The sequence below is a fragment of the Bradyrhizobium sp. LA2.1 genome (assembly GCF_040547725.1).
GTDB lineage: Bacteria > Pseudomonadota > Alphaproteobacteria > Rhizobiales > Xanthobacteraceae > Bradyrhizobium > Bradyrhizobium barranii.
The window spans coordinates 124,967-151,456 of the sequence record NZ_JBEPQI010000024.1 but is presented as its reverse complement, the minus strand read 5'-3'; the positions used below and the strand labels follow the sequence as shown (position 1 = coordinate 151,456).

Sequence of the window (26,490 nt, the reverse complement as noted above, 5' to 3'; positions counted from 1 at the left end):
CAGCAGCCGTCTTCCTCGTGGCTGCCGGTGCGGTGCTGGCTCAAAACTCGAAAAGTTGGGAGCTCCCAACAGGGCCGCTTCGGACCTAGTTAGCATCAACGAAAATCCGGCCAGCAGCCGTCTTCCTCGTGGCTGCCGGTGCGGTGCTGGCAGCCATCGGCGAGCAGATGCATTCCGACGGCGCGCCACACTGAACCTGCGCTGTAGAGCTTGATCGCATCCGCGCGCGTGATCTCGACGATGCGCATGCATCTCGAGCACTCGACGCGCAGCACCTCCTCAGTGATTTGACCGAGCTCGCGATCGGCAATGGGCGTCGTCAGCCTGGCGCGAGGATCCGACAGCACCGAGTCCCACCAGGCATCTTCATCTGTTGGAGCTGACTGCGTCCGGTTGAGCAGCGCCTTGCGCAGTTCGTCGGTGCGCTGCTGCTTCTCTGTCGGAACGTGCCTACCGAGGCTCGATGATCACCGAGAAGACGCCCTCACCCGCCCTTGCCGCTCTCATTGCAGCAACCGCCGATCTCCACGATCTCACCGAGGCTCCTGCTCGCGTCGAGGCTCGTGCGGCCGCGCTGGTCCGCCTCGGCTCTTCCGAGGGCGACATCTTGCTCGAGGTCATCGACCAGATCGGCATCGATGCGATGGTTGAAAGAAATTTGGAGTTCGCTGACAGGTCCGGAGACGGGCCGAAGCTCCGCTGAAATCGAGACCTACCAGCAAGTCTACAGGGAAGAGTGTGCCGCGCGCGGCGTCAGCCCGTAAGCACTCTGGGCAGGCATTTTCAGTTCCTTGCCCCAGCCTTGCCACAACGATTTTCTTGAGAGTGACGATTTGCTAAGTCATTGATTTTGTTGGTCGGGGCAGCTGGATTCGAACCAACGACCTGCAGTACCCAAAACTGCAGGCAATCCCCGTTCGCGATGCTCGATTCCCGCGATCAGATGGCGATGATGCAACGTCGGAAGATCGCGCCAAGGCAGCGCGCGTGCAGCGTAATCGTGTTCTTCAAGTTATCAAGGCCCCGAGCTTGAGGATTAACACGTAAGCCTTCGAGGACGCGGCTCTCCGGCCGGACTTTGGGTCCCCCGTTCGTCCCAACGGCGGCAGCGGAATGGTTCCGGCGGGACTTCACCGCCTCGGCCTCAGCAGGGCGTCGGTGATTGTATCCGCGGTGAGATGAATCTGTGCCGCGAGCTAAGCTTCTATGCCCGCTGGAAAGGCCTCAGCCGACGGCGCGGAGACCTTACAGTTCGTTCGGCACCGTGACACAAAAGCATGCAAATCTCGGCAAGCCAAAACGCTGTTAACTCCGAACGTACAGATGGCCTAACAGGATTCCGGCTGCCGTCCCCGTTTTCAACGGCCGGGCACCAGAGTCTCCGGCGGGCCAGATGGTCAGCGGTTGCGGTTATGCAACGCAGCATTCCAAGGTAGTGCTCTAGGCAGATCTTACCGACGCAATCGCCGGAGGTCATCGAACGGACGAGTGTCTGTTAATAGGTCGCGTAGGCGGCCCCAACATGGTGAAAATAAACATGAAAGGAAGAGACGAAGGCGGAACTGACTCGCGCGCTGGAAGCAGTGAACGGCAAAGCAGTCGGCTTTACCATCACGGGCGAGACGGATATTGCGGATCTGGCTGCTCGGACCGAGAGATACCTAGATAAGCACGAAATTCCCAGCCGTGATCGCCTTGATGCGAAGCTTATTTTCCGGCCGGCAAGCCTCACGGCGAACGCCTATCGCAGGGCGATTTCGACGGAGATCAAGCTCACTCGTGGTGGCTCAGGCTGGTACTTGACAGGCGCTAAGCGCGCTCCCCTGTATCCGCGTGCCGGCGATCATTTCCTGATAACAATGACCGATAGGGCTTTGTGCAACGTTATCGCGTTCGGCGGCTATACTTTGCCGCCTGCTACTTGAGGCCGCCAAGCAACTCGCCCTGAAAGGCCAAGCCTGAGGTCCATTTACCGGGTGAGCGACCCGTTTCAAAAGTTCTACGTACAGCGTTCGTCGCCCGGGGACCCTGACGGACTCTGCAGCGTGAGGCGCCGCGAAAGACTTTGCCCTCATGAGAATGGACGAGCGAAACTCGCGACTACCGCGGCCGATCGGCTTCGACGCATCTTGGTTGCGCTATCTCGACACCATCAGACGCTCAAGCCGTTGCCGGAAGGTCATTTCCGATACGGATCAAGCTTCTCAGTCCGCCTTCGGAATCAAGGGGGAGACTGGGCGGAGGCCGCTCGCTCGTGAAACTCTAAGGCCAAGCGTCGTCGCCGATTGCACCATCGGCGATAATGTACGGACAACGTTTTCGCGCGAGCCACAATCATTGATGAGCCTCTCCTGTCGGCGCGCTTCAGACGAGGACTGATGCGAGTTCGGAGTCGCGACCACACCAACAACATCAGAGCTTACACGACCGAAGATTGCTCTCGAGATAATTGGAGCTTACGCGAGACGTACAGGCGAACGCCCCGCAATTGCGATCTACTTTGAACCCCGTGGGGTGGGAATGCTATTTCCCTGTCCAGGCAGGCTTCCGCTTCTCGCCGAACGCCTTCAGGCCCTCCTTGGCGTCCTCGGTCATGGCGAGTAACGCGATCTGGCTTTCGGTGTAGGCGATGCTCTCGTCGAACGACATCGAGGCGATGGCGCGCATGGCATATTTGCCGCGGCGGATCGCGGTCGGGGACTTGTCGACGATGCGGCCGATCAGCCAGTCGACCCTGGCATCGAGCTCGGCGGTGGGCACCACATAGTTGAGCAGGCCCGCAGCTTGCGCCGCTTTCGCGTCGAACGGCTCGCCGGTGAGCGCCCATTCGTTGACGAGGCGCGGCGGCGCGATGCTCTGCAACAGGCTCAGCACCTGCATCGGGAATACGCCGACCTTCACCTCCGGCAGGCCGAAGATGACGTGATCGGCCGCAATCGCCATGTCGGTCATGCACAACAGGCCCATGCCGCCGGCCATGCAGACGCCGCCGACCCGCGCAATCGCCGGCTTCGTCGCGTTCTGCGACAACCGTAGCAGATCGGCATAGTCGACATTCGGCTTGGAATAATCCATCGCGAACGCCGCGCCGGAATTCTGCAAGTCGGCGCCGGCGCAGAACGCCTTGTCGCCTGCCCCCGTCAGCACGATGACGCGGACGTCCTTGTCGTCATGCGCGTCGCGATAGCCTTTGGTGATGCCGGCGATGACCTCGCCGTTCAGCGCGTTGCGCTTCTCCGGCCGGTTGATGGTGATCCAGAACGCCTGCCCACGCTTTTCGGTGATGATTGCTGTGGTGTCGGTCATGGTACGCTCGCTTCCTTGCTCCCGTTTGCACCCATTTGCGGCAGCTCGGGCGGCAGGTGCAAGGGCAATTTGCGACAAGGCCTTGCTTTAGCGCCTCGACACAAATTGGCGGGCGAGCGAAGCGCGCGCTCAGGCCGAGCCCGCTTTCCTGATCCAGACCTTGTTGTCGTGGAATGCAGCTCCCCCGATCGGCGCGATCGTATCGGCTCCAGTCAGCACGTTGATGCCGCGGCCGCCGATATGATTCTTGTTCGGGTGAACGGATTCCGCGATCAGCACACCGCGCCGCACGCCGTCGAACAGCGTTGCGAGCAGCGTGGTCTCGCCGCGGGTGTTGCCGAGCGTCACGGCATCGCCGTCGGCGATGTCGAGCGCGGCCGCATCCAGCGGATGGATCATCACGCTCGCTCTGCCTTCGCGCGCCTGCGAGGACGGTGTCTCGTTGAACGTGGTGTTGAGGAAGCTGCGCGAGGGACTGGTCGCGAGCCGGAACGGATGGGCGTGATCGGTATGCTCGATCACCGCCCAATGGTCAGGCAGCGACGGCATCTTGTCGAAATCGCCCATCGTCTGGCCGAACGGCGGATGCGCCCAATCGGCCTTAAAATGGAATTTCTTGTCGGCATGGGCAAAGCCGTCGAGATAATGCGAGGTCCTGAAGTCCGGTTGCAGGTCGCGCCAGATGTCGGCTTCGAGACCAGCGATGTCGCCGTGGTTGCTGAGCTTCAGCGTCGCGTCGATCAATTCGCGCGGCGTCATCTCGAAGCCCGGGTGCTTCGCGCCAAGCCGCGGCGCCAGCGCCTGCATGACCTGATGGTTGGAGCGGCATTCGCCGGGCGGGTCGATCAGCTTCGGCCCGACCGAGATGTGCTGGTGGCCGCCGCCGTAATAGAGATCGTCATGCTCCATGAACATGGTCGCCGGCAGGACGATGTCGGCCATCTCGGCCGTCTCGGTCATGAACTGCTCGTGCACCGCCACGAACAGATCCTCGCGCGCAAACCCCTGACGCACCAGCGCCTGCTCCGGTGCCACCGTCATCGGATTGGTGTTCTGGATCAGCATCGCCTTGATCGGCCCCTTGCCGAGCAAGGCTTCGGCATCGCCGGTGAGGATGCGGCCGACCTGCGACTGGTCGAGCGCGCGCGTGGTCTTATCGATCGCGTCGTGGCCCTCGATGAGGGATTCATTGAAGTGCCACAGCGCGTAATTGTTGAAGAAAGCGCCACCGCCTTCATACTGCCAGGCGCCGGTCACCGCGGGAACGCAGAGCGCCGCATGCATTTGCGTGGCGCCGTTGCGCGAGCGGGTGAAGCCGTAGCCAAGCCGGAAGAAGGTCCGCTTGGTCTCGCCGACCAGTTTCGCAAAGGCCTCGATCTCGGATACCGGCACGCCGCAGATCGCGGACGCCCACTCCGGCGTGCGCGTCTTCAGGTGCGCCTCGAGCTCATCGGGGCAGTCCGTGTACTTGTCCATGTAGGCGCGGTCGGCGTAGCCATCGCGGAATAGGACATGCATCACGCCGCACGCGAAGGCGCCGTCGGTGCCGGGACGCAGGATGATCTTGATGTCAGCCTGCTTCATGGTCTCGTTGTCGTAGATGTCGACCGCTGCGATCTTGGCGCCGCGCTCCTTCCGCGCCCGCGCGGCATGCGTCATCACGTTGACCTGCGTGTTGACCGGGTTGGTGCCCCAGATCACCACAAGGTCGGAGAGCGCCATCTCGCGCGGATCGACGCCGGCGATCTTGCCGGTGCCGATCGCGAACCCGATGCGCCCGACATTGGCGCAGATGGTCTGATAGAAGCGCGAATATTTCTTCACATGCGTGAGGCGATTGAGGCCGTCGCGCATCACCAGCCCCATCGTGCCGGCGTAGTAATAAGGCCAGATCGATTCCGCGCCGTACTCGCGCTCGGCCTGGTTGAAGCGATCCGCGATCTCGTCCAGCGCCTCGTCCCAGGAGATCCGCGCGAACTGCCCGGAGCCCTTCGGCCCGGTGCGGCGCATCGGATACATCAGCCGCTCGGGGTGATGGATGCGCTCGGCGTAACGAGCGACCTTGGCGCAGACGACGCCCGCCGTGTAGGTCTGCTTTTTCGAACCTCGGACGCGGCCAATGCTGCGGCCTTCGACCACCTCGATATCGAGCGCGCAGGCCGAGGGGCAGTCGTGCGGACAGGTCGAATGGCGGATTTCGATCTTGGCGTGCTGGTTCATGTCCCAGTTCGTAACATCAAAATAGCAGCCAGCCGAGGGCATTTATCCGGCAATGCCCATGCGATTTGCTCAGATCACGTGCCCTGCCGGTTCCTGCCGCGACCGCGAAGAGCGGCGCGGCCACACCGAAAACGGCCCGATATTCCCGGCGCTATCGGCTTTGTGAGCCGTCGACAGTCCGTATCTCCTGCCGCTACATTGCCAGGCAACAAGAACGACAACAGGGAGGTGGGCATGACGGCCCGAAGATTGATGCTGGCGCTCGCCGGTCTGTTCGGTGCATTCGCCGCGGCCCCCTCATTCGCACAGGATTACCCGACCCACGCCGTCCGGATCGTGGTCCCCTTTGGCGCCGGTGGGCCGGCGGACGTCGCGGCCCGGCTGATCGGCAACGTGCTCCAGGAGAGCTTTGGCCAGCCCTTCGTGGTCGAGAACCGCACCGGCGCGGGCGGCGTCATCGGCACGGTCGAAGCGGCGAAGTCGCCGGCCGACGGCTACACGCTGCTGATGATGTCCAACACCCAGACCGCGAATGAATCGCTGCTGACGCCGGACAAGCGCAAATACGAGCTGATGCGCGACCTCGCGCCGATCGCACCGGTGAACTACTCCGACCTCGTCATCGTGGTGAACCCGCAGGTCGCGGCGAAGACGCTGCAGGAGTTCATCGCGCTCGCCAAATCGCAGCCGGGCAAGCTGAACTACGCCTCCTCCGGCCAGGGCACGCCCTATCACATGGCGGGCGAGTTGTTCAAAGCCATGGCCGGCATCGACGTGGTCCACGTGCCCTACCGCAACAGCGGCGAGGCGCGCAGCGGCGTGATCGGCGGTCAGGTGCAGATGATGATCGACGCCGTGCCGGCGATGGCGCCGAATATCGGCGAGAACCAGGTCCGCGCGCTCGCGACCACCGGCAAGCAGCGCTCGGCCGTGCTGCCGAACGTGCCGACCGCGGGCGAAGCCGGCGTAGCAGGCTATGAGGCGACGATCTGGCTTGGCCTGATGGCCCCGGCCGGCACGCCGAAGCCTGTCATCGACAAGCTCAATGCCGCCGTAAACGCAATGGTGAAGCGACCGGACATCGTAAAACTCTGGACCGAGCAGGGTGCCGTACCCATGTCCATGACGCCGGAGGAATTCGAAAAATTCCTTCGCGGCGATATCGAGAAATGGGCCGATGTCGTCAAGAAGTTCGACAAGTCCTGAGGTCGCGGAGCGATCATGCCGACCATTCAATTTCAGCTCAACGGCGCGGCGATGGCCGTGGAGGCCGATCCCGACCAGACGCTGCTCGATGTGCTGCGCGGCCGGCTCGGCGTCACCGGTCCACATTTCGGCTGCGGGGCCGGAGAATGCGGGGCCTGTCACGTCATGGTCGATGGCCGCGCGATGGCCTCCTGCGACATGCCGATGTGGTCGGTGGCGGACAAGGACGTCGTCACGGTGGAAGGCCTCGGCACCGCCGAGCAGCCGCATCCGCTGCAACGCGCCTTCGTCTCCGAGCAGGCGATGCAATGCGGCTACTGCGTCTCGGGGATCCTGATCAGCGCGGCGGCGCTGCTGAAGCGCAATCCGTCGCCGACGGAGACTGAGGTCAGAGCCGCGCTCGATCGCAATCTGTGCCGCTGCGGATCGCATAATCGCATGGTCCGCGCCGTGCTGCGCGCCGCAGCGGAGACGGCGACGTCATGAGTATGCCCTCCCCCGTCCCGAAACTGCCGGTTAGCCTCGCGGCCAATCCAAAGCTGTCGTCCTGGGTGCGGTTCAGCGGCGAAGGCGGTGTCGCAATCTCGCCCGGCAAGGTCGAGATCGGCCAGGGCATCGTCACGGCGCTGGCGCAGATCGCCGCAGACGAGCTCGACGTCGATATCGGCAGGATCGAGCTGATCCGCGCCTCGACGGCGACCAGCCCGAACGAGGGCGTCACCTCGGGCAGTCTTTCGGTCCAGCAGTCCGGCCGCGCGCTGCGACACGTCTGCGCCGAGGTGCGCCAGCGCTTCCTCGCAGCCGCATCGGAGCGTCTCGGCGTCGATGCGGCGCTGCTCGATGTCGATGACGGCACGATCTCGGGTCCCGGCAACGTCAGGACCAGCTATTGGGAGCTGGCTGGCGACGTCTCGCTCGACCGCGACGCCACCGCGGGCGCCGTCGCGAAGCCCGCTGCCACACGCGGTGTCGCCGGACATTCGGTCCAGCGGGTCGACATTCCCGACAAGGTGTTCGCGCGACCGCGCTTCATTCACGATTGTGCATTGCCGGACCTGGTACACGGCCGCGTGCTGCGGCCTGACATCTCGACTGCCAGACTGATCGCGCTCGACGAGACGGCGGCATGCGCCGTTCCCGGCCTCGTCGCGATCGTCCGCGACGGCGGCTTTGCCGGCGTGCTTGCCGATAGCGAGGCTGCGGCGGAAGCTGCACTGAAAGCCTTGCGCAGGGGCGCAACCTGGTCGGCCGGCGAGCCGTTGCCCGACGAAGACGATCTCGCGGGCTTTCTGAAGAGCCAGCCGGTCGAAACCACCGTCATCGACGCCAGAGCAGCGGCAACGACGAAGAAAGCTGCGCGCACCCTTCGCCGGCAATACACCCGTCCCTACATCGCACATGCCTCGATCGCGCCATCGTGCGCCATGGCGCGATGGGACGGCGATCGTCTCCATGTCTGGACCCACAGCCAGGGCGTCTATCTGCTGCGCGCCGATCTTGCGATCGTGCTCGAGCTGCCGGCCGAGAACATCGTCGTCGAGCATATGGAGGGGGCCGGCTGCTACGGGCACAATGCGGCCGACGACGTCGCGCTCGACGCCGTGTTGCTGGCGAAAGCCGCCGGCAGCCGCCCGGTGCGGGTGCAGTGGTCGCGCCATGACGAGATGTCTCATGCGCCGTTCGGCGCAGCGATGGCCATCGAGATCGAGGCCGACCTCGATGCGAACAGCGAGATCGTCGGCTGGCGCCATGCGATCTGGAGCAACGGCCACGCCGCGCGGCCGGGACGTGCGACACAGCCGGCGCTGCTTGGGGCGACCGAGATCGCGAACCCCTACCCGCGCATGATCTCGACGAATCCACCGGCCGCCAATGGCGGGGGCGGCGACCGCAACTCCGTTCCACTCTACGACCTTCCGGCCTGGACCATCACGAGCCACCGGCTGCTGACGATGCCGGTGCGCACGTCGGCGCTGCGGACCCTGGGCGGGCAAGGCAATGTGTTCGCGATCGAGTCCGTGCTCGACGAGATCGCGGTCCTGCGCGGCGAGGCCCCGATCGCGTTCCGCCTGCGTCATCTCCGCGACGAGCGCGCCAGCGACGTCATTCGCGCCGCGGCACGACGCGCGCAGTGGAAACCGCAAAAACAGTCTGGCATCGGCCATGGCGTCGGCTTCGCCCGCTACAAGAACACGGGCGCTTATTGCGCCGCGATCGCCGAGATCGAAGGCACCGACGACATCCGCGTCAGGCGCTTGACGCTTGCGGTCGACGTCGGCGAGGCCATCAATCCGGACGGCGTCATCAACCAGATCGAGGGCGGTGCGATCCAGGCCACGAGCTGGGTGCTGAAGGAACGCGTCCGCTTCGACCGGACGCGCATCACCTCAACGTCATGGACGGACTATCCGATCCTGACTTTCAGCGAGGTGCCGGCGGTGGATGTCGAAATCATCCAGCGGCCGGAGATCGAGCCGGTCGGCGCCGGCGAGGCCGCGCACGGTCCCGTGACGGCGGCGATCGCCAATGCGGTCTACGATTGCCTCGGCGTGCGAGTGCGCGACCTGCCGATCACGCGCGACAGGATCATCGCAGCCATGGAGCCTGCATCGTGACGACAGTGACCATTTTGAGCGGCGGCGCGGCGCAAGGCCTGGTGCGCGGCCTCGGCGAGCCCTTCAAGACGCAGACCGGCCTCAGTATCGACGGCGAGTTCGGTGCGGTTGGTCTCATGGCCGACAAGCTGCGCGCGGGAACGCCGGCCGATCTCGTGATCCTGACACAGGCGCTCCTTGCGAAGCTCGCCGCGGAGAAGCTCGTCGTCCCCTCCTCGATCGCAGATATCGGCCGGGTCGAGACCGCGCTGGCGGTCCGTAACCACGATCCGAAAGTCACGGTGAAGACTGAGGCCGATCTCCGCGAGGTGCTGCGATCCGCGGATGCCATCTACGTTCCGGACACCAAAGCCTCGACCGCGGGACAGCATGTCGTAAAAGTGCTGGATCAGCTTGGGATCGCCTATGAGGTCGCATCGCGTCTCAAGATCTTTCCGAACGGAGCGACCGCGATGCGGGAGCTTGCGTCGTCCACCGCCGCACGGCCGATCGGATGCACGCAGGCGACCGAGATCATCGCGACCGACGGCATCGCGCTGTCAGGATCGCTGCCGCCGGGCTGCGAGCTCGTGACGATGTACACGGCCGGCGTGACCGCGCGGGCCACACATCCGAGGGAGGCGGCCGCGCTGATCGCTCTGCTGACCGGCGCTGACCGGAAGGAGCTGCGCCGGAGCATGGGCTTTACCGGCTAGGTGCCGACGGCCGCCTTATTTGTGCAACTGGGTGAGACCGGTCGGCGGCCCATCGACCGCGGTCCAGCCGCCGTCGACGAACAGCGTGCTGCCGCTGACATAGCTCGCGGCATCCGAAGCGAGGTAGGCCACGGCGGTCGCGACCTCGTCGGCGCTGCTCCAGCGGTTGAACACGGTATGGCCGGCATAGAGATTGTAGATATCGGGCCGCTGCTTGAAGGGGCCGGTCAGCGCGGTCTCCGCAATGCTCGGCGCGATCGCGTTAACGCGGACGCCAGCGTGGCCGACCTCTGAAGCAAAACCCTTCACCAGGAGGCCGATCGCCGCCTTGGTCGAGCCGTAGACGCCAAGGCCCGGCTCGATGGTCACCGCGCGCACCGAGGAGCAGGCGATGATGCTGCCGCCCTTCTGCTCGACCATGATGCGGCCGAAGGCCTGGAAGAACCAGACGGTGCCCTTGACGTTGAGGTTGAGGACGCGGTCGAGATCCTCCTCGGTGTAGTCGAGGATGGTCTTGCGGATGTTGAGCCCCGGCGTCGTCACGGCGATGTCGAGCCGCGCAAATTTCTGCATCACGATTTTAGCCAGCGCATTGACGTCCGCAGCACTCGCGGCGTCGCAGCTAGCTGCTTCCGCCCAGCCGCCCTTGTCGCGAATTCCGGCTGCCGTCGCCTCGGCGGCGTCAAGCGCGCGATCTGCGCAAACGACGCGGGCGCCGAGCCCGGCCAGCGCCTCGGCCGACGATTTGCCGATGCCCGAGGCGGCGCCGAGCACCACGGCGGTCTTGCCGGTGAGATCGAAGAGCTTGCGATAGTCAGTCACGGACGGATTCTCCCTGTTGCTGCTATCCCTTGTAGCCCATCAGCAGGCGGGGCAGCCACAGCGAGAACGCGGGGACGTAGGTCACGAACATCAGAGCTGCGATCAGGGCAGCATAGAACGGCAGGATGGTGCGCATCACCGCACCCACCGAGATGCCACCGATGGCGCAGCCCACGAATTGCGTCGTTCCGACCGGCGGGGTGTTCAGCCCCAGCGCGCAGTTGATCAGCATCAGCATGCCGAATTGCACGGGGTCCATGCCCGCCTTCATCGCAATCGGCAGGAAGATCGGAGTGCAGATCAGGATGGTCGCCGCCATGTCCATGAACGTGCCGAGCACAAACAGGATGATGTTGATGAGCAGGAAGATGACCCAGGGCTGCGAGGACACCCTGCTCATCAAGTCGCCGGCGAAGTCGGCCACCTCGTAGAGTCCCATCAGGTACTGGAACATGGTGGAGACGCCGATCAGCAACAGCACCACACCCGTCGTCTTCACGGCCTTGGCGGCAGCCCGCAGGAAGTTCGGCAGGGTCATGGTGCGGTAGATGAAGAAGGTCAGCAGGATCGTGTAGGTGACCGCGACGGCAGCGGACTCAGTTGCGGTGAAGACACCGGACAGGATGCCCGCCAGGATGATGCCGACGATCAGAAGCCCGGGCAGCGCGGCTGCGAACGAGCGGAAAACCTCGGCCCAGCCCGGGAACTTGCCGGCCGGATAGCCGCGCTTCACCGCGACCGCGTAGGCGGCGACCAGCATGCACACCATCAGCACGATCGCCGGCAGAAGTCCGGCGGCGATCAGCGCGCCGATCGAGACCTTGCCGCCGGCAGCGAGCGCATAGATGATCATGTTGTGGCTGGTCGGCATCAGCGCTCCGACCAGCGAAGCGTGGGTGGTGACGTTGACGGCGTAGTCGGTGTCGAACCCTTCCTTTTTCATCATCGGGATCATCACCGCGCCCATCGCCGACACGTCGGCCACGGGCGAGCCGGAGACGCCGCCGAACAGCGTGCAGGCGACCACGTTCGACATGCCGAGCCCGCCGCGGATGTGCCCAACGAGATTCTTGGCGAGCTGCACGATCTTGTCGGCGACGCCGCCATGCAGCATCAGCTCACCGCTGAAGACGAAGAACGGAATGGCGAGGAAGGAGAAGATGTTCATCCCCGACATCATCTGCTGGAAGATGACTGCGACCGGCAGGCCTTCGTAGAGGATGGTGCAGATCGCGGAGAGACCGATCGCGAAGGCAACGGGTACGCCGAGGATCAGGAAGCCGAAGAAGGTTGCGCCGAGAATGATCAGTTCCATGAGGGGACGACCTCTTCGCCGCGCAGGAGCGCAATGATGTGCTCGATTGAAAAGGAGACGATCAGGACGCCGGAGGCGATCAGCGGGACGTAGCGGATGACCTCGGGGAGCCCGAGATTGGGGATCTTCACGGTTCCGACCGACGCTCCGAGGATCCAGCCGTTGTAGGCCATCGCAATGCCGAACACGGCCACCAGAACGTGGATCACGAGCTCGATCTTCTCTCGCAGATGATCCGGAAGCATCACCAGCAAACTGTCCATGCCGATGTGTCCGGCGTCGCGAACGCCGACGGCGGCGCCGATCAGCGTAACATACAGGATCAGGACCAGCGCAAGGTTCTCCGTCCAGGTCGGGCTGGAGTTGAGCACGTAACGTCCGAACACCTGGTAGAACACGATGGTGACGATGACGAGCAGGCCGGTCACGGACAGATACATGCCGAGGCGAGCAACGACGGCATTGATCCGCGACAGCAAGCCGGTCGACGGTCGGCCGGTTACCTCCTGCTCGTGGCTTGCGACATGTGGGTCTGTCATCGGCGTCTCCTTGCGCGTCCCCTTCGCGAGGGTCCGGTGCCGCCTCGCGGCGACGCCGGACCCGACGCTGTGGCCCTACTTCGTGTCCTGGATCCGCTTGACCAGGCCCTTCAGCTTTTCGTCACCTGCGAACTTGTCGTACACCGGCTTCATCGCGTCGACGAATTCCGCCTTGTTGGCGATCGTGACGACCTGAACGCCGGCCGCCTCGACGGTCTTGCGGGAGGCCTGCTCACGCTCGTCCCAGAGCTTGCGCATGACGGGCACCGATTCCTTGGCCGCCTTGCGGACCATCGCCTGATCCTCCTTGCTCAACGTGTCCCAGACCGTCTTGGACATCACGAGAACTTCCGGCGCGAGCGAGTGCTCGGTGACGTTGTAGAACTTGGCGGCCTCGAAGTGACGCGAGGATTCGTAGGACGGCCAGTTGTTCTCGGCGGCGTCCACGAGGCCGGTCTTGAGCGCGGTATAGACCTCGCCATACGGCATCGGTGTCGGGTTGGCGCCGAGGCTCTGGATCATGCCGACCCAGAGGTCGGACTGCTGGACGCGGATCTTCAGGCCCTTGAGGTCGGCGAGCGATTTGACCGGCGCCTTGACGGTGTAAATGGACCGGGCGCCGCTGTCGTAATAGGCAAGGCCGATCAGGCCCGCGGGCGCCATGGACGCCAGGATTTCGTCGCCGATCGGACCATCGAGAACCGTGCGCATGTGCTGCGTGTCCCGGAACACGAAGGGCAGGCACAACGCGATGGTCTCGGGCACGAAGTTGTTCAGCGGCGATGCGTTGATCCGCATCATGTCGAGCGCGCCGATCTTCAGCTGCTCGATGGTGTCCTTCTCCGAGCCCAGGGCTCCGTTGGGAAACACCTTCACACCGAGCTTGCCGCCGCTCGCGGCTGCGAGCTGCTTGCCCATGAACTTGACGGCTTCGACGGTCGGATAATCGGCGGGGTGGATGTCGGCCGAGCGGAAATCGCGTGCGGTCGCCAGCGGCGCTGAGACCGCCAGTACGGCGGCTGCGATGATGCCGGTGAGTGTCTTCATCTGGGGCTTCCTCCTGAGTTAATTATGTCGTTGTTGGGCCGATGCTACAGGCCGCCTTGGGTCGCTCCACTTCAGGTGTAAAGTCAAGCGTTACAAACGCACCACCTTGGTAGGATTGCGCGGCGGAGTCGAGCGGATTTGACTGTTGGATGATCACGGCGAGGAAAGGTGCGAGCTTCATCGCGCCCTCTCCGGCGGGGACTGGCGCGGCAGGTGCCGGCTTCCCTTTAATCCCGCCTCGCCGTCGGCCAATGCCGGACGCGAGGTGACGATGCTCGTCATATCCATGGACGTTCCTCTGGTTTTAGAATCGACCGCTATTGGTTGCGGCTTGGAGGTGCAGACGTGACGGTCGCCCCATCCTTGTGCGATGCGCGCTGATCAGCGCGATGTCGCCAACGTCGTCCCTAGGGCGGGCGGCATTCTGAGTCCAAGCCAAATCCGGCATCGATCAATGCTGGAGTTGCATCGATCGGTCATGCATCACTTCGAGGGCGCGATCGGCGAATGCCCCCGTTTTTCCGAAATCGCCTGCACCGGGGCGTTACTTGACGCCACAGGTAGAGCCCGCCCAAGATGCGCCGAAACGGAACATCGCGAGGGAAATGCCCATGCCGCGGAAGCTGATCGATATTTCCGTGCCGCTCAGAAACGACGTGACGGCCGATCCGCCGGGCAATCACCCGACGATCCAGTATATTGATCACCAGCAGGGCCTGCCCCGCATGCTGCAGTTCTTCGACGGCCTCAAGGCGGAGGATTTGCCGGATGGCCAGGGCTGGGCGGTCGAGCAGGTCTCGCTGTCCACCCACAACGGCACGCATCTCGACGCGCCCTGGCACTTCCACCCGACCATGAATCGCGGCGAGCGGTCATGGACGATCGACGAGGTGCCGCTCGAATGGTGCCTGCAGCCCGGCGTGAAACTTCCGCCACCTGGCCGATGGGTACGTAGTGACTGCCGACGATGTCGAGAAGGAGCTGAAACGGATCGGGCACACGCTGTCGCCGCTGGAGATCGTGGTCGTCAACACCAGCGCCGGCGCCAAATTCGGCCAGGCCGATTACGTCAACTCCGGCTGCGGCATGGGCTATGAGGCCACCATGTACCTGCTTGAACGCGGCGTACGGCTGACCGGCACCGACGGCTGGAGCTGGGACGCGCCGTTCGTCTATACCGCGAAGAAATATGCCGAAACAAAAGATGCCGGCCTGATCTGGGAAGGTCACAAGGCGGGACGACACATCGGCTATTGCCATCTCGAGAAACTGCACAATCTCGACAAGCTGCCGTCGACCGGATTCACGGTCTCATGCTTCCCGGTGAAGATCGAGCGAGCGTCCGCAGGGTGGACCCGAGCGGTCGCCATCGTCGACAATCAGGTCTGAGACCTCACTCGCCGTCGAGGCCGCTCTCGGCGAGGTCGTGCAGCGCATCGGTATCCAGCACGACGATGGCGCCGTGCTCGAGACGAACCCAGTTGCGGCCGGCCCAGGCGCGCAATTGCTTGTTGATGCTCTCGCGCGTCATCCCCACCATCTCGCTGATCTCCTGCTGCGTGATGGCGAGCGTGCCGCTGCCGGAGTCGAACTTGCGCTCTTCGGTGAGACCGAGCAGCGCGCTCGCAAGCCGGCCCGGCAGATTTTGCAGGATCACCTGCTCGACCTGCTGGCTGGTCCAGCGCAGGCGCGCGCAAAGCAGCTCGATGAACTTCATCGCCAGCGCCGGCTGGCTCTTCACGAATGGCAGGAAGTCGCGACGGTCGATGATGTAGAGTTCGCAATTGGTGTTGGCAGTCGCGTCGGCCGAGCGCGGCGCGCCGTCGAGAACCGCGATCTCACCAAAGATTTCTCCAGGACCGATCAGATTGAGAATAGCGTTCCTTCCATCCGGCGAAGAAGAGGAAATCTTCACTGTTCCCGTGATCACCGCGAACAGGTTGTTGCCGGGATCGCCCTTGGCGGCGATCGTCGCACCGCGCTTCACCGTGGTGTGCTTGGCGTAGCGGCAGAGCTGATCGAGCGCATCTGGCTCCAGATCCGCGAAGATCGGGTGCTTGCGCAGGACCGATAATTTGTTGCCCGCCGCTTGTCGGGGGTCGCCGGTCTTGTCCTGAGGCACGCCGCTCGGCTCCTAAGACTGCGAGGCACTGGAGTTCCTGCGTAGTCAACGTTAGCAGGCTTTTCAACCGGAAAGCATGTGCACGGTTTGAGCCAAATACGGCGAAAATGCCGCGGTCGGGCGCCAAGGCGGCATCCGGGGGATGAGCCAATGTGTCCCGGTCGATGCAGAGTTGCAGCTATCGCGCGCACCATTGCGTTGAGGCGCTGCCGAACGGCCGCGAGCTGGCCGTGGAAGCCTCCGCGACAAGCACGGCAAACGCGATTGTGATCTCAGGACCGTCAGTGCTTGGCGTCCGAATCGGGCCGACCTGCGCTGGTTTGCCGGTCTGCCCATGCCAAAGCCCCGGCGAATGTGACAAAAACGACCACGACAGCGATCGTCACCAGCAGTGCGTCGGTCGGCATGATGCCCTCCCCTGTTATTTTGGGCATTATTGGCGGCGCACGACCGCCGTCATTGATTGGGATCAAAATTGGCGAGCGCCGGATCAGGCCGCAGCCAAGGCCTCGACCTTGGCCGGATCGAGCAGGCTGATGCCGCCATGAACGATCTCGATCACCCCGTGTCGCTCCAGCTTGGTGAAGGTGCGACTGACGGTTTCGATGGTCAGGCCGAGATAATCGGCAATGTCCTGACGGCTCATCGGCAGCTGAACCGTGTCCGACGCCCCCTTCAGCGAGAATAGCCGCTCGCGCCAGGCAAGCAGAAACGTCGCGACTTTCTCGTCCGCCGATCGGCGGCCGAGCAGGACCATGTGGTCGCGCGCCTGGCTCAACTCGCGAATCGCCAGCTCGTTGATCCGCCTGAGGAGATGCGGCCGGCTCTCAACGAAGCGGCCGAAAGGCGCCTTCGCGAACTGGCACACGGTGACGCCACCGATCGCATCGGCCGAAAAATTGTGACGGCCGGAAATATTCATCCCCAGGAAATCGCCTGGTAACGCGAATCCCACGATCTGCCGCCGACCGTCGGGCAATAGCTTGTAGAGCCGCATGACGCCGTCGAGGAGATTGTAGAACGAGGTCGTGCTGTCCTCCTCGGAGAAGACGGTCTCGCCCCCGTCAAAGAGGACGCGGCGCCCCAGATGCTCGAATTCCCTGAGCTCGGCCGGGTCCAGCGACGAGCACACCGCGAAGTCGCGGACCGCACAATCGCGACAGAAATGCCCGTTCGGCTCGATCGTCACCACGGAAGCCTTCATCTACCGCTCCAAGCACCGGCTGCCCCGCATCAGGCCGAGCCCACCGCGCGGGCTGCATTTTACTGCACTGCGCCAAAGCCGATTGACCCAGATCAATTTTGGCGGGCATGGCCGTCTTGTGCTGTTGCTAGACCGCCTGCACCGTCCAGCCGATCAGCTCCTTTGCAATGCGGGCGAAAGCTGTGTCGAACGCTGCGACCGCTGCGGCCGGCTCGACCTTGTCAAGCTTCTCGCTGGTCTCGACGAGGCGCGACGCGACCACCTTGCCGTTCTTGTCGACGATGCGTGCCGACAGTCCGATCTCGACCCGAGCCTCGCCTTCCGTGGCGATCCGGAAGCGCCTGATGTCGATCAGGAGCTGGTAGTCCGCCTGCCCGAGATCGCTCGTGCGCAAGGGCGCGTGGGCGATGTCGTAATTCTCAAAGCTGTCGATCAGCCGCGCCTGCACCAGTTTTGGAATGCTGTCGGCCCAGAGGAATTCGGCAAAACCCGGATTATCCCCGCTGGGTGCAAACAACATCCGCTGGGTCTGGAGCATCGCGACCGCGGTCGGCTCGGGAATCGCCAGTGACGCCGAAAGCGTCTTGCCGGCCGGCCCAAGATTCTGCGGTGTGCGCAGGTCGTAGGTGATCTTCTGCGCCGGCGTCCCGCCGCCGGTCATCTTTTCCAGGCCTGCCAGAATACCGTCGATTTTGCCGGTGTTGCGCGCGAGCCCGTCGGAGAATGTCTTGAGGTTCGCGATGGTGTCCTTCAGCGGACCGGAATTGTCCTCCAGCACGGTATCGACCCGTCGCAGCGCATCGCGCGCAGCCTGCGTCATGCTCTGGCCTGCACCGGCCTCGGCGATCAGGGTCACGGGCCCGCCGGCCTTGGCAACGATCATGCCGCCCTCCAGCGTCACAACCGGCACGCCGGTCAGCCCCTGGAAATCGAGCCCGACCTTGGTGTCGGTACGCACGGGTGTCGTCGAGGCAACCGAAATCGTCGCATTGACGAAGCGCGGATTATCCGACGCGAGGCCGATCTGCGTCACCTCGCCGACCCGGATGCCGTTGAACAGCACGCCGGCACCGACCAGCAGGCCCGGCACCGGACCCTGGAATTGCACATGATAGTTCGCGCGCGGCCCGATGCCGCCCGTGTTGTTCAGCCAATAGACGAAGCCGAACACCGCGAGGATCGCGGCCAGCACGAAGCTGCCGATCAGCACGTAGGGAGCGCGGGTTTCCATGTCTCATCTCATCTGGTGTTGCAGCATCTGCGAGCGCTTGCCGTGGAAATAGGCGCGCACCCAGGGATGCTCGGATTGCAGCAATTCGTGCATCGGGCCGATCGCCACGATCTTGCCGTCGGCGAGCGCGGCTACGCGGTCGCAGACCGTGGTGAGGCTCGCAAGATCATGGGTGACCATGAACACGGTGAGGCCGAGGGTCTTCTGCAGCGTCCCGATCAGCGCGTCAAAATCGCCGGCGGCGATCGGGTCGAGACCGGAGGTCGGCTCGTCCAGGAACAGGATCGGCGGATCGAGCGCGAGTGCGCGGGCCAGCGCCACGCGTTTGGTCATGCCGCCCGAGAGCTCGGACGGATATTTGTCGGCGTCCTGCGCTCGCAACCCGACCATCTCGAGCTTGGCGATGGCGATCTCGTCCATCAGCTCCTGCGACAGCACGAGATTTTCGCGGAGCGGAAACTGCACGTTTTGACGAACCGTCAGCGAGGAGAACAGCGCACCCTGCTGAAACAGGATGCCCCACGTCTTGGCCGCGCCGTCCTTGCGGCCACCGATCGGCCGTCCCATGACTTCGATGCCCCCGCCCTGGCGCGGGATCAGGCCGATGATGGTGCGCATCAAGACCGACTTGCCGCCGCCGGACGCGCCGACGAGCCCGAGGATCTCGCCTCGGCGGACGTCGAGCGACAGATGGTCGAGCACGGTCTGGCGGCCGAAGCCGACCACGAGGTCGCGAACGCGGATCGCCAATACCTCTTGCGATTCGTCCATCGTTACATTCCGATCGAAGCGAAGAAGATCGCGAACAGGCCGTCGAGCACGATCACCAGGAAGATCGACTTCACCACCGACGTCGTCGTCTGCCGCCCGAGCGATTCCGCGCTGCCCTTCACGCGCAATCCTTCGCTACAGGCGACGATCCCGATCACCAGAGCCATGAAGGGCGCCTTCAGGATGCCGACCTCGAAATGGGTGACGGAGATGGCCTCATGCAGCCGCGCGACGTAGATCGCCGGTGCCATGCCGCCATAGAACTGCGCAACCAGTCCTCCGCCATAGAGCGCCGCAACCGCCCCAATGAACGCGAGGATCGGCAGCGCGATGACGAGGGCTGCCACTCGCGGCAATATCAGGACATGGACGGGATCGAGGCCCATGATCGAGAGCGCGTCGATCTCCTCGCGCATCTTCATCGAGCCGAGCTCGGCGGTGTACGCGCTCCCCGAACGTCCCGCGACCATGATGGCGACGATCAGCACACCCAGCTCGCGCAGCACCAGGATGCCGACCATGTCGACAGTGTAGGACTCCGCACCGAACCTGCGGAAATGAAAGAACCCCTGCTGGGCGATGATGGCACCGATCAGGAAGGTAATGAGAACGACAATCGGAATGGCCTGCCAGCCGATCCGGTAGAGTTGATAGACAAGCGATGTCAGCCGCAGCGAGCGTGGCCGGCGCAGCACGCCGATCACGGCGATGAACAATGCACCCAGCATTTGAAGAAAGATCGTGACGTCTTCGCGCGCGCCAACCGTGGATTTGCCGAGATCGCCGAGCCTGAGCAGGACCGGGTTTGGCGCGGCCGCAGCCGCCGGGGTGTGGCGGTTGACCTGGCGCACCTCGTCCATCAGGCCGCTGAAATGATCGGCAACGCCGACGAATTCGGCCGATCTGCCGGATGATGCGGCCCGTCGCGACAGCTTCTCCAACACCCAGGCGCCGAGCGTGTCGAGCGCACTGACGCCAGACATGTCCAGCGTCACGGCACTGGATCGATCGACATCCGCTCCAACCGATCGGGACAGCGTTTCGAGCGCCGAGACGTTGGCTGCCGTCCACGGCCCTTCCGGGCGCAATTTCAGCACATCGCCGGAGGGCGTTGCCAGCAACAGCGGTTCGGAGTTCACGCTTCCACCTCATCGGGACAATTGGCCCCCATTCAGCCGCCACTTCTAGGCCAGCATGTGGCGGCCAGGTTGACCTGTCTCAACACCAGGACCGCGCGCCATCCCTTGACGCAAATCAAGGGCGCCGGGTCGCCGGGCCCTAGGGTTGTTTCCATTCAAGGGAGTTCTCAAATCCATGTTCAACAGCGACAGGATGAGCGAAGAACTGCGAGCGCTGAAGGTTGACGTCACGCGTCTGCTGACCACCGCAGGCGAAGAGATGTTCGACAGCTCGAAAGACCGGGCCGAGGCTCTGGCCGATCAGATCAAGGCTGCGCTTGCCGAGCTCGGCGAGACCGTCAGTGACGAGCAGGAACAGCTTCAGGATCTCATTGCGGATCGCCCGATCACGTCGCTCGCCTCGGCCTTCGCGCTCGGCGTGGTCGTCGGCTTCATGCTGAGGAGACACTAGGTGAACACGGAGAATGTCGTCAAACATCTGCGCGTGCTGTGGCGCACCGACAGGATCATCGCGGACATCAGGCTGCGCCATCTACTGATGGGTCTCGGCCTGCGTGCCTTTGCGGCTCTGATCGCAGCATTCGGGCTCCTGATGCTGGAGCTGTCGGCCTATTTCGCGCTGGTCCAGATCTGGAGCGCAATTGCGGCGGCTGCCATCCTCGGCGCCGTCAATTTCGCCATCGCGGCGGTTCTCTTCGTCGTTGCCGGCCGTCCTCCATCAGGCCGCGACATCGAGCTCGCCAATGAAATTCACGGCGCATCCATCGAAGCCTTGCAGCTCGAGGCGCGGGCGCTCCAGGCCCAGGTGTCAGGCGCGGTCCATCATCCGCTCAGCACAATTGTGCCGGTGCTGGTGCCGCTGATCGCGATCATCGTCAAGAGTCTGCGGAAAACGGCCACGGAATCCGCCGCATCGCGCGAAGCGCACTCGTGATCGGAATGCTCAGAGCTTGAGCCTGACGTCACAGAGGTCGGGCTCGGTCGAATCCGGCTTCACGTCGAAGCCGAGTTGGCGGCACATCTCGAGCATTGTGGTGTTCTCCCTGAGAACATCACCCGAGATGGTCTTCAGCCCCTCCGACCTCGCATAGTCGATGATCAACTGCATCAACGCCCATCCGAGCCCCCTGCCCTTGAGGTCGGAGCGCAGCAGGATCGCATATTCGCCGCTCTCATAGACCGAGTCCGAATGGAGCCGGACCACGCCGACCATCTCGCCGGTCGCTTCGTCGAATGCGATGAAGGCCATTGCGCGGGCATAATCGAGCTGGGTCAGGCGCGCGATGAACTCGTGGGTGAACTCCTTCATCGGCGCGAAGAAGCGCAGGCGGAGGTCGTGCGCCGTGACGTGACGCAGGAATTCGTGGATGGTCGGCTCGTCCTCGGGACGCAGGGGCCGTACGAAGATGCGCCAGTCGTCCTTGAGCGCCAGGCGGCGCTCCCACTGCGACGGATAGGCCCGGACGGCGAAGTTGGCCGGGCCGGAGCCGGCGAATTTGCGCTGCGGCGGCCCCACCGCAACGCGGGCGTCGACCGCGGTCACACCGGTCTCGTCCGCAAGCAGTGGGTTGATGTCGAATTCACGGATCTCGGGAAGGTCGGCGGCCATCTGGGCGAGCTTGACCAACACCATCGCGACGGCGTCCTGCTCGACCGCGGGTACATCGCGATAGGCCTTCAGCAGCCGTGATACGCGCGTACGGCCGATCAGGTCGCGGGCGAGTTGCAGATCGAGCGGCGGAAGCGCCAGTGCCTTGTCGTTGATGATCTCGACCGCCGTCCCGCCCCGGCCGAAGACGACGACGGTGCCAAAGGTGGGATCGTCGGCAAGACCCAGGATCAGCTCGCGCGCCTTCGCCTTGACAACCATCGCCTGCACGATGACGCCTTCGATGCGGGCTTCGGGACGAAGCTTCCTCGCCCGCGCGAGAATGTCGGTGGCAGCCGCGCGCACGGCCTCCGGCGTGGTCAGATTGAGGACGACGCCGCCGACGTCCGACTTGTGGACGATGTCGCGCGACATGATCTTCAGCACGACTGTGACACCCTGCGCGAACATCTCGCTGGCGTAGGCGACGGCCTGCTCGACATCTGTCGCAGCACGAGTCGGTACCATCGCGATGTCATAGGCTCCGAGCAGGTGTTTGATCTCGATGGGCTCGAGCCATTTGCGGCCGTCCGCGATCGCAGCAGCGACGATCTGCCTGGCAGCCCGGGCGTCAGGCACGAACGTGTCGGGCATCGCGGGAGGAACCTGGCTCAGCTCCTCCACGACCTCGCGATGCCTCACGAGATGCATGAAGCCGCGCACCGCATCATCTTCGGTCGGATAATTTGGAATGCCCGCGCCGGAGAGCGCCTGAATGATGTTCTGATCGGCTCCGACCCAAGCCGCCAGAACGGGCTTCGCCCATCGACGCTGCTGCTCGCGATATTTGCCGACGAGCTCCGTCACGGTCGCGGCGATGTCGGCCGCCGGGGCGATCGCGGTCTGCACGTTGAGGACGAGGACGGCATCATTATCAGGATCTGCGAGCAGCACCTCCAGCGCCGCCGCGTAGCGCGATGCATCGGCATCACCGACGATGTCGACGGGATTTGCACGGGACCAGGTCGGCGGCAGCACTGCATCGAGCCTCTTGCGCGTCTCCACCGAGATGGACGCCGGGATTCCACCAAGGTCCACCAACCGATCCACGGCCAGGACACCGATGCCGCCGCCATTGGTGAGGATGGCGAGACGCTTTCCCGCCGGCGGTTCGACGCGACCGAGCGTCTCGGCGCAATCGAACAGCTCGCGCAGATCGGAGACGCGCAGGACGCCCGCACGGCGGAACGCGGCATCATAGACGGCGTCGGCGCCGGCGAGCGCACCCGTATGGGTTGCCGCCGCTTTGGCACCCTGCGCCATGCGGCCGGACTTCACCACGACGACCGGCTTCACGCGCGCCGCGGCCCGTGCCGCCGACATGAACTTGCGCGCGTCCTTGATGGCTTCGATATAAAGCAGGATCGCGCGGGTCTTGGGGTCCATCGCGAAATGGTCGAGCAGGTCGGCAATATCGACATCGATCTGATCGCCGATCGTGACAATTCCGGAGAACCCGACGCCGCGCTGCGCAGCCCAATCCACCATTCCGGCCGCGATCGCGCCGGATTGAGAGATCAGCGCGAGGTTGCCCGCCCCCGGCATGTGCGCGGCAAAGCTGGCATTGAGGCTGACGCCCGGCATCATGATGCCGAGGCAGTTCGGCCCAATCAGCCGCATGCCGTATTTGCGTGCCGCCGCGATCGCGGCCTCGTGCAGGGATCCCGATCCGTGACCGAGGCCCGCCGAGACGATCAGCGCGCCGGCCGAGCCGCGACGTCCGGCCTGGTCAATGATGCCGGGAACCTCTCGCGCCGGCGCGGTGATGACCACGAGCTCGGGCACGAAGTCCAGCCTGTCCAGACTGCCCACCGCAGCGATGCCGCCGATCTCGGCATGGCGCGGATTGACGAGGCCGAACCGACCCTTGAACTCGGCTTTGTGAATGTTCTCGAGAACGGCGCGTCCGACCGAGACCGGGCGAGCGCTCGCGCCGACGAGCGCAACCGAACGCGGCGACAGCAGATTCTTCAAGCGATAGGTTGACATGGAAGCAAATGCGCCCGGTCGGTGGCGGTTCCGATGGTTGACGATCGGCCGATAAACTGGCGATGCGCCTAGTGCGAGATCATAACCCAGCACGGCGGCTGGCCAATGACAGTCTTTGTCACACCACCCCAGACGATCTCGTTCAGGCGTGAATGATGGTAGGCGCCCATCACGATCGCATCCATCGCATGGGAATTCGCCCAGCTTCCGAGCACCTTGCCGATCGAGCTGCCGCCGCCCTTCGTCGTTTCGAACGAGGCGTAGACCCCGTGTTCCCTCAGATGGTCGACGAGCGCGGTTCCGGATTGCACGATCGCATCGGTCTTGTCGTCCGCCACCGTGACCACCCGGACGGATGAAGCAGCCTGAAGAATGGGCAGCGCGTCGCCGACGGCCCGCGCGGCACGGGCGGAGTGATCCCAGGCGATCATGACGTTCTCGAACTCCGGTCGCAGCTCGTCCACATGCTGTTCCGGGCAGAGCAGCAGCGGCCGGCCGGATTCGAACAGGAGCGTTTCGATGATGCGCTCCGTTTGACTGTCATGCGGCCTCACGGGGACCAGCGTCAGATCGCTGAAGCGCGCATGCTCGGCCAGGATCGACGCCATCTGGTCCGTCGGCACCTTACCCGATCGGCTTTGGGCACGAATGTTGGCGCGGGAGGCTGCATTGGTGAAGGCGTTGAGGAGTTGCTGCACGTCGCTTAGCTCACGCGAACCGCTCGCCTCCGGGGGATCCAAATCGCCAGGGATGATGACCTTCGGCCGCACGAAAACATCTTCCTCGAGCGCGAGCGCGGTGATCCTGGCGCCGAGGTCGGCGGCGACAGCCACGCATGTCGCGATCGCAGCGAGGGCCGGTCCGCGCGGTTGGCCGACAAGCGGCAGAAAGACATCCTTGATGGGCATCGGGATTCTCCTTACCGGTTAGGATAAGCCACCTTTCGCCGGGAAGCTTGATCCTCCTCAAGGCGGGAACACCGCGCAGCCAGCCGACGACAGGCTTTGACCGATGTCAAGGACTGGCCCCGATCCGCCTCTAAGGATTAGCCTGCTGCCTCACCGCTGACGCATCTGGAAATGCCTGCTGAGATGACAGACGATTCTGCAATCCAGGAACGGGTCTTCGAAGCTCTAAACGCGCGTCCTGGCGTAAAGCGGATCGACACCCACGCAGCGTCGGTGTTTCTCGACGGAACGCGCGCCCTGAAGATCAAACGGGCTGTTAAGTTTCCATTCCTCGACTATTCGACGCTCGAAAAGCGCAAGGCAGCCTGCGAAGAGGAGATCAGGATCAACCGGCCGCTCGCGCCGCAAATCTATCACCGCGTCGTGGCGATCACGGAGGAGCCGGATGGATCGATCGAGATCGACGGTCGCGGCCGGCCGGTCGAGTATGCAGTCGACATGTCCCGCTTCGACGAAGACCTGACGCTGGACCATGTGGCCAAAACCGGCGCGCTGGATGCAGAGCTCGCCCCGGCCATCGCGGATGCGATCGCAGCATCGCATGCGAGAGCGCCCGTCGCGGACGGCACCGCATGGATTGCCGCCATTCCCGCGCTGATCGATGGCAACAGCACCGGCCTGCGCAATGGCGATCATTTCGAGGCAGCCCAGATCGAGCAACTCTGCGAAGCCTCACACCGGGCATTCCTGCGCGTCCGCGCTACACTGGAACAACGCGCGCGCCACGGTTTCGTGCGCCGCTGTCACGGCGACTTGCATCTTGCCAATATCGCGTTGATCGATCGGCAGCCTGTCCTGTTCGACGCGATCGAATTCGACGCGCAGATGGCGACTGTGGACGTGCTCTACGATCTTGCGTTCACGCTGATGGACCTGCTGCGCCATGACCAGTCAGCCACGGCCAATGCCGTCCTGAACCAGTATCTGATGACGGCGCCCGGCGAAACGCTCGACGCCCTGGCTGCGCTGCCACTGTTCATGTCCATTCGCGCGGCGATCCGTGCGCAGGTGGCGCTGGCGCGGCTGAGGCGGCCTGATGCCGACGGCCCCGGCACTCTCGACGAGGCGCGCCGCTATTTCGAGCTCGCCCAGGCTTTGATTCATCCCCCCGCCCCTCGCCTGATCGCGGTTGGCGGACTGTCGGGCACCGGCAAATCCGTGCTCGCCCGCGCGCTGGCGCCCGCCGTGGCGCCACATCCGGGCGCCGTCGTGCTGCGCAGCGACGTGATTCGCAAGCAGCTGTTTCAGGTGGGACACACCGAGCGGCTACCGCCGTCCACGTACCGGCCTGACGTGACGGCGCAGGTCTACGAGGTGCTGATGCAGCGCGCCCGGCAGGTTCTGGCGCAAGGCCATTCGGCAATCGTCGACGCCGTCTTTGCGCGCGAGACCGAGCGAGACGAGATGGCCGCCCTGGCACGCGAGTGCGGCGTACCGCTCAATGGACTATTCCTCGTCGCCGACCTCGCCACCCGCAAGGCGCGAATCGGCGGTCGCCGGGGCGACGCGTCCGACGCCACGCAAGAGGTTGCCGCGCAGCAAGAGCACTATAATATCGGCCACGTCGGTTGGGCGACCATCGATGCATCCGGGACACAAGCGCAGACGCTCCAGAATTGCCGGGACGTAATCGCTGAGGGCAAATAAGGCAAT

25 protein-coding genes, 1 tRNA gene and 1 pseudogene are annotated in these 26,490 nt (G+C 64.1%); 10 read left to right on the top strand and 17 right to left on the bottom strand.

The genetic code is table 11. The features are described 5' to 3' along the window. Window positions 1-95 precede the first annotated feature (95 nt). Window positions 96-347: a hypothetical protein gene (locus tag ABIB95_RS35715; protein ID WP_354246591.1), complete on the bottom strand. Its 252-nt coding sequence runs from the start codon at window positions 345-347 to the stop codon at window positions 96-98. 116 nt (window positions 348-463) lie between these two features. On the opposite strand from ABIB95_RS35715, the gene ABIB95_RS35710 reads away from it, so the two are divergent. Further along, entirely contained in the window at window positions 464-703 is a 240-nt protein-coding gene (locus tag ABIB95_RS35710) for a hypothetical protein (protein ID WP_354246588.1), read from the top strand. Window positions 704-854: 151 nt separating this feature from the next. Here ABIB95_RS35710 and ABIB95_RS35705 read toward each other — a convergent pair. Then, window positions 855-936 (bottom strand) — tRNA-Pro (locus ABIB95_RS35705). Window positions 937-1,583: 647 nt separating this feature from the next. Here ABIB95_RS35705 and ABIB95_RS35700 point away from each other — a divergent pair. Continuing rightward, on the top strand, window positions 1,584-1,925 hold the full coding sequence (locus ABIB95_RS35700) for a hypothetical protein (RefSeq protein WP_354246585.1): 342 nt from the start codon (window positions 1,584-1,586) through the stop codon (window positions 1,923-1,925). Between the two features lie 598 nt (window positions 1,926-2,523). On the opposite strand, the gene ABIB95_RS35695 is transcribed toward ABIB95_RS35700, so the two are convergent. Both ABIB95_RS35695 and ABIB95_RS35690 read right to left on the bottom strand, forming a co-directional pair. Beyond that, complete coding sequence (locus ABIB95_RS35695) at window positions 2,524-3,306, bottom strand: enoyl-CoA hydratase/isomerase family protein (protein ID WP_354246583.1); 783 nt, start codon at window positions 3,304-3,306, stop codon at window positions 2,524-2,526. A 129-nt stretch (window positions 3,307-3,435) separates the two neighbouring features. Then, window positions 3,436-5,526 (bottom strand): molybdopterin oxidoreductase family protein, encoded by a 2,091-nt coding sequence (locus tag ABIB95_RS35690; RefSeq protein WP_354246581.1) that lies wholly within the window; start codon window positions 5,524-5,526, stop codon window positions 3,436-3,438. Between the two features lie 234 nt (window positions 5,527-5,760). Here ABIB95_RS35690 and ABIB95_RS35685 point away from each other — a divergent pair, with 234 nt between their 5' ends. Genes ABIB95_RS35685 through ABIB95_RS35670 form a run of 4 tightly spaced genes read left to right on the top strand, consistent with a single transcriptional unit; the run spans window position 5,761 to window position 10,042 of the window. Continuing rightward, a complete protein-coding gene (locus ABIB95_RS35685; RefSeq protein ID WP_354246578.1) occupies window positions 5,761-6,732 on the top strand; it encodes a tripartite tricarboxylate transporter substrate binding protein in 972 nt (323 codons plus the stop codon). A 15-nt stretch (window positions 6,733-6,747) separates the two neighbouring features. Next, entirely contained in the window at window positions 6,748-7,218 is a 471-nt protein-coding gene (locus ABIB95_RS35680; RefSeq protein ID WP_354246576.1) for a (2Fe-2S)-binding protein, read from the top strand. 2 nt (window positions 7,219-7,220) lie between these two features. Next, on the top strand, window positions 7,221-9,347 hold the full coding sequence (locus ABIB95_RS35675) for a xanthine dehydrogenase family protein molybdopterin-binding subunit (RefSeq protein ID WP_354246650.1): 2,127 nt from the start codon (window positions 7,221-7,223) through the stop codon (window positions 9,345-9,347). Continuing rightward, window positions 9,344-10,042 (top strand): molybdate ABC transporter substrate-binding protein, encoded by a 699-nt coding sequence (locus ABIB95_RS35670; RefSeq protein ID WP_354246574.1) that lies wholly within the window; start codon window positions 9,344-9,346, stop codon window positions 10,040-10,042. The genes ABIB95_RS35675 and ABIB95_RS35670 overlap by 4 nt, the downstream gene beginning before the upstream one ends. A 15-nt stretch (window positions 10,043-10,057) precedes the next feature. On the opposite strand, the gene ABIB95_RS35665 is transcribed toward ABIB95_RS35670, so the two are convergent. The 5 genes from ABIB95_RS35665 to ABIB95_RS35645 form a co-directional block, all read right to left on the bottom strand. Continuing rightward, on the bottom strand, window positions 10,058-10,864 hold the full coding sequence (locus tag ABIB95_RS35665; RefSeq protein WP_014493781.1) for an SDR family NAD(P)-dependent oxidoreductase: 807 nt from the start codon (window positions 10,862-10,864) through the stop codon (window positions 10,058-10,060). A gap of 22 nt (window positions 10,865-10,886) precedes the next feature. After that, window positions 10,887-12,179, bottom strand: coding sequence for a TRAP transporter large permease (locus ABIB95_RS35660; protein WP_354246571.1), 1,293 nt, complete (start codon window positions 12,177-12,179; stop codon window positions 10,887-10,889). Continuing rightward, complete coding sequence (locus tag ABIB95_RS35655) at window positions 12,170-12,718, bottom strand: TRAP transporter small permease (protein WP_014493779.1); 549 nt, start codon at window positions 12,716-12,718, stop codon at window positions 12,170-12,172. Before ABIB95_RS35655 ends, ABIB95_RS35660 begins: the two co-directional genes overlap by 10 nt. A gap of 75 nt (window positions 12,719-12,793) precedes the next feature. Then, window positions 12,794-13,765 carry a TRAP transporter substrate-binding protein gene (locus ABIB95_RS35650; protein ID WP_071911867.1) on the bottom strand — a complete coding sequence of 324 codons (972 nt, stop codon included), beginning with the start codon at window positions 13,763-13,765 and terminating at the stop codon, window positions 12,794-12,796. Window positions 13,766-13,787: 22 nt separating this feature from the next. Then, entirely contained in the window at window positions 13,788-13,946 is a 159-nt protein-coding gene (locus ABIB95_RS35645; protein WP_354246568.1) for a hypothetical protein, read from the bottom strand. Window positions 13,947-14,376: 430 nt separating this feature from the next. Here ABIB95_RS35645 and ABIB95_RS35640 point away from each other — a divergent pair. Then, a pseudogene (locus ABIB95_RS35640) lies at window positions 14,377-15,154 on the top strand (cyclase family protein). 4 nt (window positions 15,155-15,158) lie between these two features. On the opposite strand, the gene ABIB95_RS35635 reads toward ABIB95_RS35640, so the two are convergent. From ABIB95_RS35635 to ABIB95_RS35610, 6 genes are all read right to left on the bottom strand, one after another. Beyond that, window positions 15,159-15,887 carry a Crp/Fnr family transcriptional regulator gene (locus ABIB95_RS35635; RefSeq protein WP_166100054.1) on the bottom strand — a complete coding sequence of 243 codons (729 nt, stop codon included), beginning with the start codon at window positions 15,885-15,887 and terminating at the stop codon, window positions 15,159-15,161. A gap of 281 nt (window positions 15,888-16,168) precedes the next feature. Then, on the bottom strand, window positions 16,169-16,294 hold the full coding sequence (locus ABIB95_RS35630; RefSeq protein WP_256461316.1) for a hypothetical protein: 126 nt from the start codon (window positions 16,292-16,294) through the stop codon (window positions 16,169-16,171). An 83-nt stretch (window positions 16,295-16,377) separates the two neighbouring features. Then, window positions 16,378-17,091, bottom strand: a complete 714-nt coding sequence (locus tag ABIB95_RS35625; RefSeq protein ID WP_208087833.1) for a helix-turn-helix domain-containing protein — start codon at window positions 17,089-17,091, stop codon at window positions 16,378-16,380. A 127-nt stretch (window positions 17,092-17,218) separates the two neighbouring features. After that, complete coding sequence (locus ABIB95_RS35620; RefSeq protein WP_354246565.1) at window positions 17,219-18,322, bottom strand: ABC-type transport auxiliary lipoprotein family protein; 1,104 nt, start codon at window positions 18,320-18,322, stop codon at window positions 17,219-17,221. A gap of 3 nt (window positions 18,323-18,325) precedes the next feature. Next, window positions 18,326-19,093, bottom strand: coding sequence for an ABC transporter ATP-binding protein (locus tag ABIB95_RS35615; RefSeq protein ID WP_354246562.1), 768 nt, complete (start codon window positions 19,091-19,093; stop codon window positions 18,326-18,328). Window positions 19,094-19,095: 2 nt separating this feature from the next. Beyond that, the gene (locus tag ABIB95_RS35610) at window positions 19,096-20,232 is read right to left on the bottom strand and encodes an ABC transporter permease (RefSeq protein ID WP_354246560.1); all 1,137 of its coding nucleotides are present in this window, start codon (window positions 20,230-20,232) and stop codon (window positions 19,096-19,098) included. 175 nt (window positions 20,233-20,407) lie between these two features. Here ABIB95_RS35610 and ABIB95_RS35605 point away from each other — a divergent pair, with 175 nt between their 5' ends. Together ABIB95_RS35605 and ABIB95_RS35600 are read left to right on the top strand one after the other, a co-directional pair. Then, entirely contained in the window at window positions 20,408-20,683 is a 276-nt protein-coding gene (locus ABIB95_RS35605; protein ID WP_354246557.1) for a hypothetical protein, read from the top strand. After that, entirely contained in the window at window positions 20,684-21,166 is a 483-nt protein-coding gene (locus tag ABIB95_RS35600; RefSeq protein ID WP_354115030.1) for a phage holin family protein, read from the top strand. 9 nt (window positions 21,167-21,175) lie between these two features. Here the strand turns inward: ABIB95_RS35600 and ABIB95_RS35595 are convergent, their stop codons facing one another. Beyond that, the gene (locus ABIB95_RS35595) at window positions 21,176-23,869 is read right to left on the bottom strand and encodes a bifunctional acetate--CoA ligase family protein/GNAT family N-acetyltransferase (RefSeq protein WP_354246554.1); all 2,694 of its coding nucleotides are present in this window, start codon (window positions 23,867-23,869) and stop codon (window positions 21,176-21,178) included. A gap of 68 nt (window positions 23,870-23,937) precedes the next feature. Next, window positions 23,938-24,777, bottom strand: coding sequence for a universal stress protein (locus tag ABIB95_RS35590; protein ID WP_354246551.1), 840 nt, complete (start codon window positions 24,775-24,777; stop codon window positions 23,938-23,940). Window positions 24,778-24,960: 183 nt separating this feature from the next. On the opposite strand from ABIB95_RS35590, the gene ABIB95_RS35585 reads away from it, so the two are divergent. Further along, entirely contained in the window at window positions 24,961-26,484 is a 1,524-nt protein-coding gene (locus ABIB95_RS35585) for a bifunctional aminoglycoside phosphotransferase/ATP-binding protein (RefSeq protein WP_354246548.1), read from the top strand. Window positions 26,485-26,490: the final 6 nt, after the last annotated feature.

Excerpts from the sequence above, each read along its gene's own strand:
- ABIB95_RS35710 (WP_354246588.1), top strand. The coding sequence starts at position 464 with ATGATCACCGAGAAGACGCCCTCACCCGCCCTTGCCGCTCTCATTGCA.
- ABIB95_RS35695 (WP_354246583.1), bottom strand. The coding sequence starts at position 3,306 with ATGACCGACACCACAGCAATCATCACCGAAAAGCGTGGGCAGGCGTTC.
- ABIB95_RS35690 (WP_354246581.1), bottom strand. The coding sequence starts at position 5,526 with ATGAACCAGCACGCCAAGATCGAAATCCGCCATTCGACCTGTCCGCAC.
- ABIB95_RS35685 (WP_354246578.1), top strand. The coding sequence starts at position 5,761 with ATGACGGCCCGAAGATTGATGCTGGCGCTCGCCGGTCTGTTCGGTGCA.
- ABIB95_RS35680 (WP_354246576.1), top strand. The coding sequence starts at position 6,748 with ATGCCGACCATTCAATTTCAGCTCAACGGCGCGGCGATGGCCGTGGAG.
- ABIB95_RS35675 (WP_354246650.1), top strand. The coding sequence starts at position 7,221 with ATGCCCTCCCCCGTCCCGAAACTGCCGGTTAGCCTCGCGGCCAATCCA.
- ABIB95_RS35660 (WP_354246571.1), bottom strand. The coding sequence starts at position 12,179 with ATGGAACTGATCATTCTCGGCGCAACCTTCTTCGGCTTCCTGATCCTC.
- ABIB95_RS35655 (WP_014493779.1), bottom strand. The coding sequence starts at position 12,718 with ATGACAGACCCACATGTCGCAAGCCACGAGCAGGAGGTAACCGGCCGA.
- ABIB95_RS35650 (WP_071911867.1), bottom strand. The coding sequence starts at position 13,765 with ATGAAGACACTCACCGGCATCATCGCAGCCGCCGTACTGGCGGTCTCA.
- ABIB95_RS35645 (WP_354246568.1), bottom strand. The coding sequence starts at position 13,946 with ATGAAGCTCGCACCTTTCCTCGCCGTGATCATCCAACAGTCAAATCCG.
- ABIB95_RS35630 (WP_256461316.1), bottom strand. The coding sequence starts at position 16,294 with ATGCCGACCGACGCACTGCTGGTGACGATCGCTGTCGTGGTCGTTTTT.
- ABIB95_RS35625 (WP_208087833.1), bottom strand. The coding sequence starts at position 17,091 with ATGAAGGCTTCCGTGGTGACGATCGAGCCGAACGGGCATTTCTGTCGC.
- ABIB95_RS35620 (WP_354246565.1), bottom strand. The coding sequence starts at position 18,322 with ATGGAAACCCGCGCTCCCTACGTGCTGATCGGCAGCTTCGTGCTGGCC.
- ABIB95_RS35615 (WP_354246562.1), bottom strand. The coding sequence starts at position 19,093 with ATGGACGAATCGCAAGAGGTATTGGCGATCCGCGTTCGCGACCTCGTG.
- ABIB95_RS35605 (WP_354246557.1), top strand. The coding sequence starts at position 20,408 with ATGTTCAACAGCGACAGGATGAGCGAAGAACTGCGAGCGCTGAAGGTT.
- ABIB95_RS35595 (WP_354246554.1), bottom strand. The coding sequence starts at position 23,869 with ATGTCAACCTATCGCTTGAAGAATCTGCTGTCGCCGCGTTCGGTTGCG.
- ABIB95_RS35590 (WP_354246551.1), bottom strand. The coding sequence starts at position 24,777 with ATGCCCATCAAGGATGTCTTTCTGCCGCTTGTCGGCCAACCGCGCGGA.
- ABIB95_RS35585 (WP_354246548.1), top strand. The coding sequence starts at position 24,961 with ATGACAGACGATTCTGCAATCCAGGAACGGGTCTTCGAAGCTCTAAAC.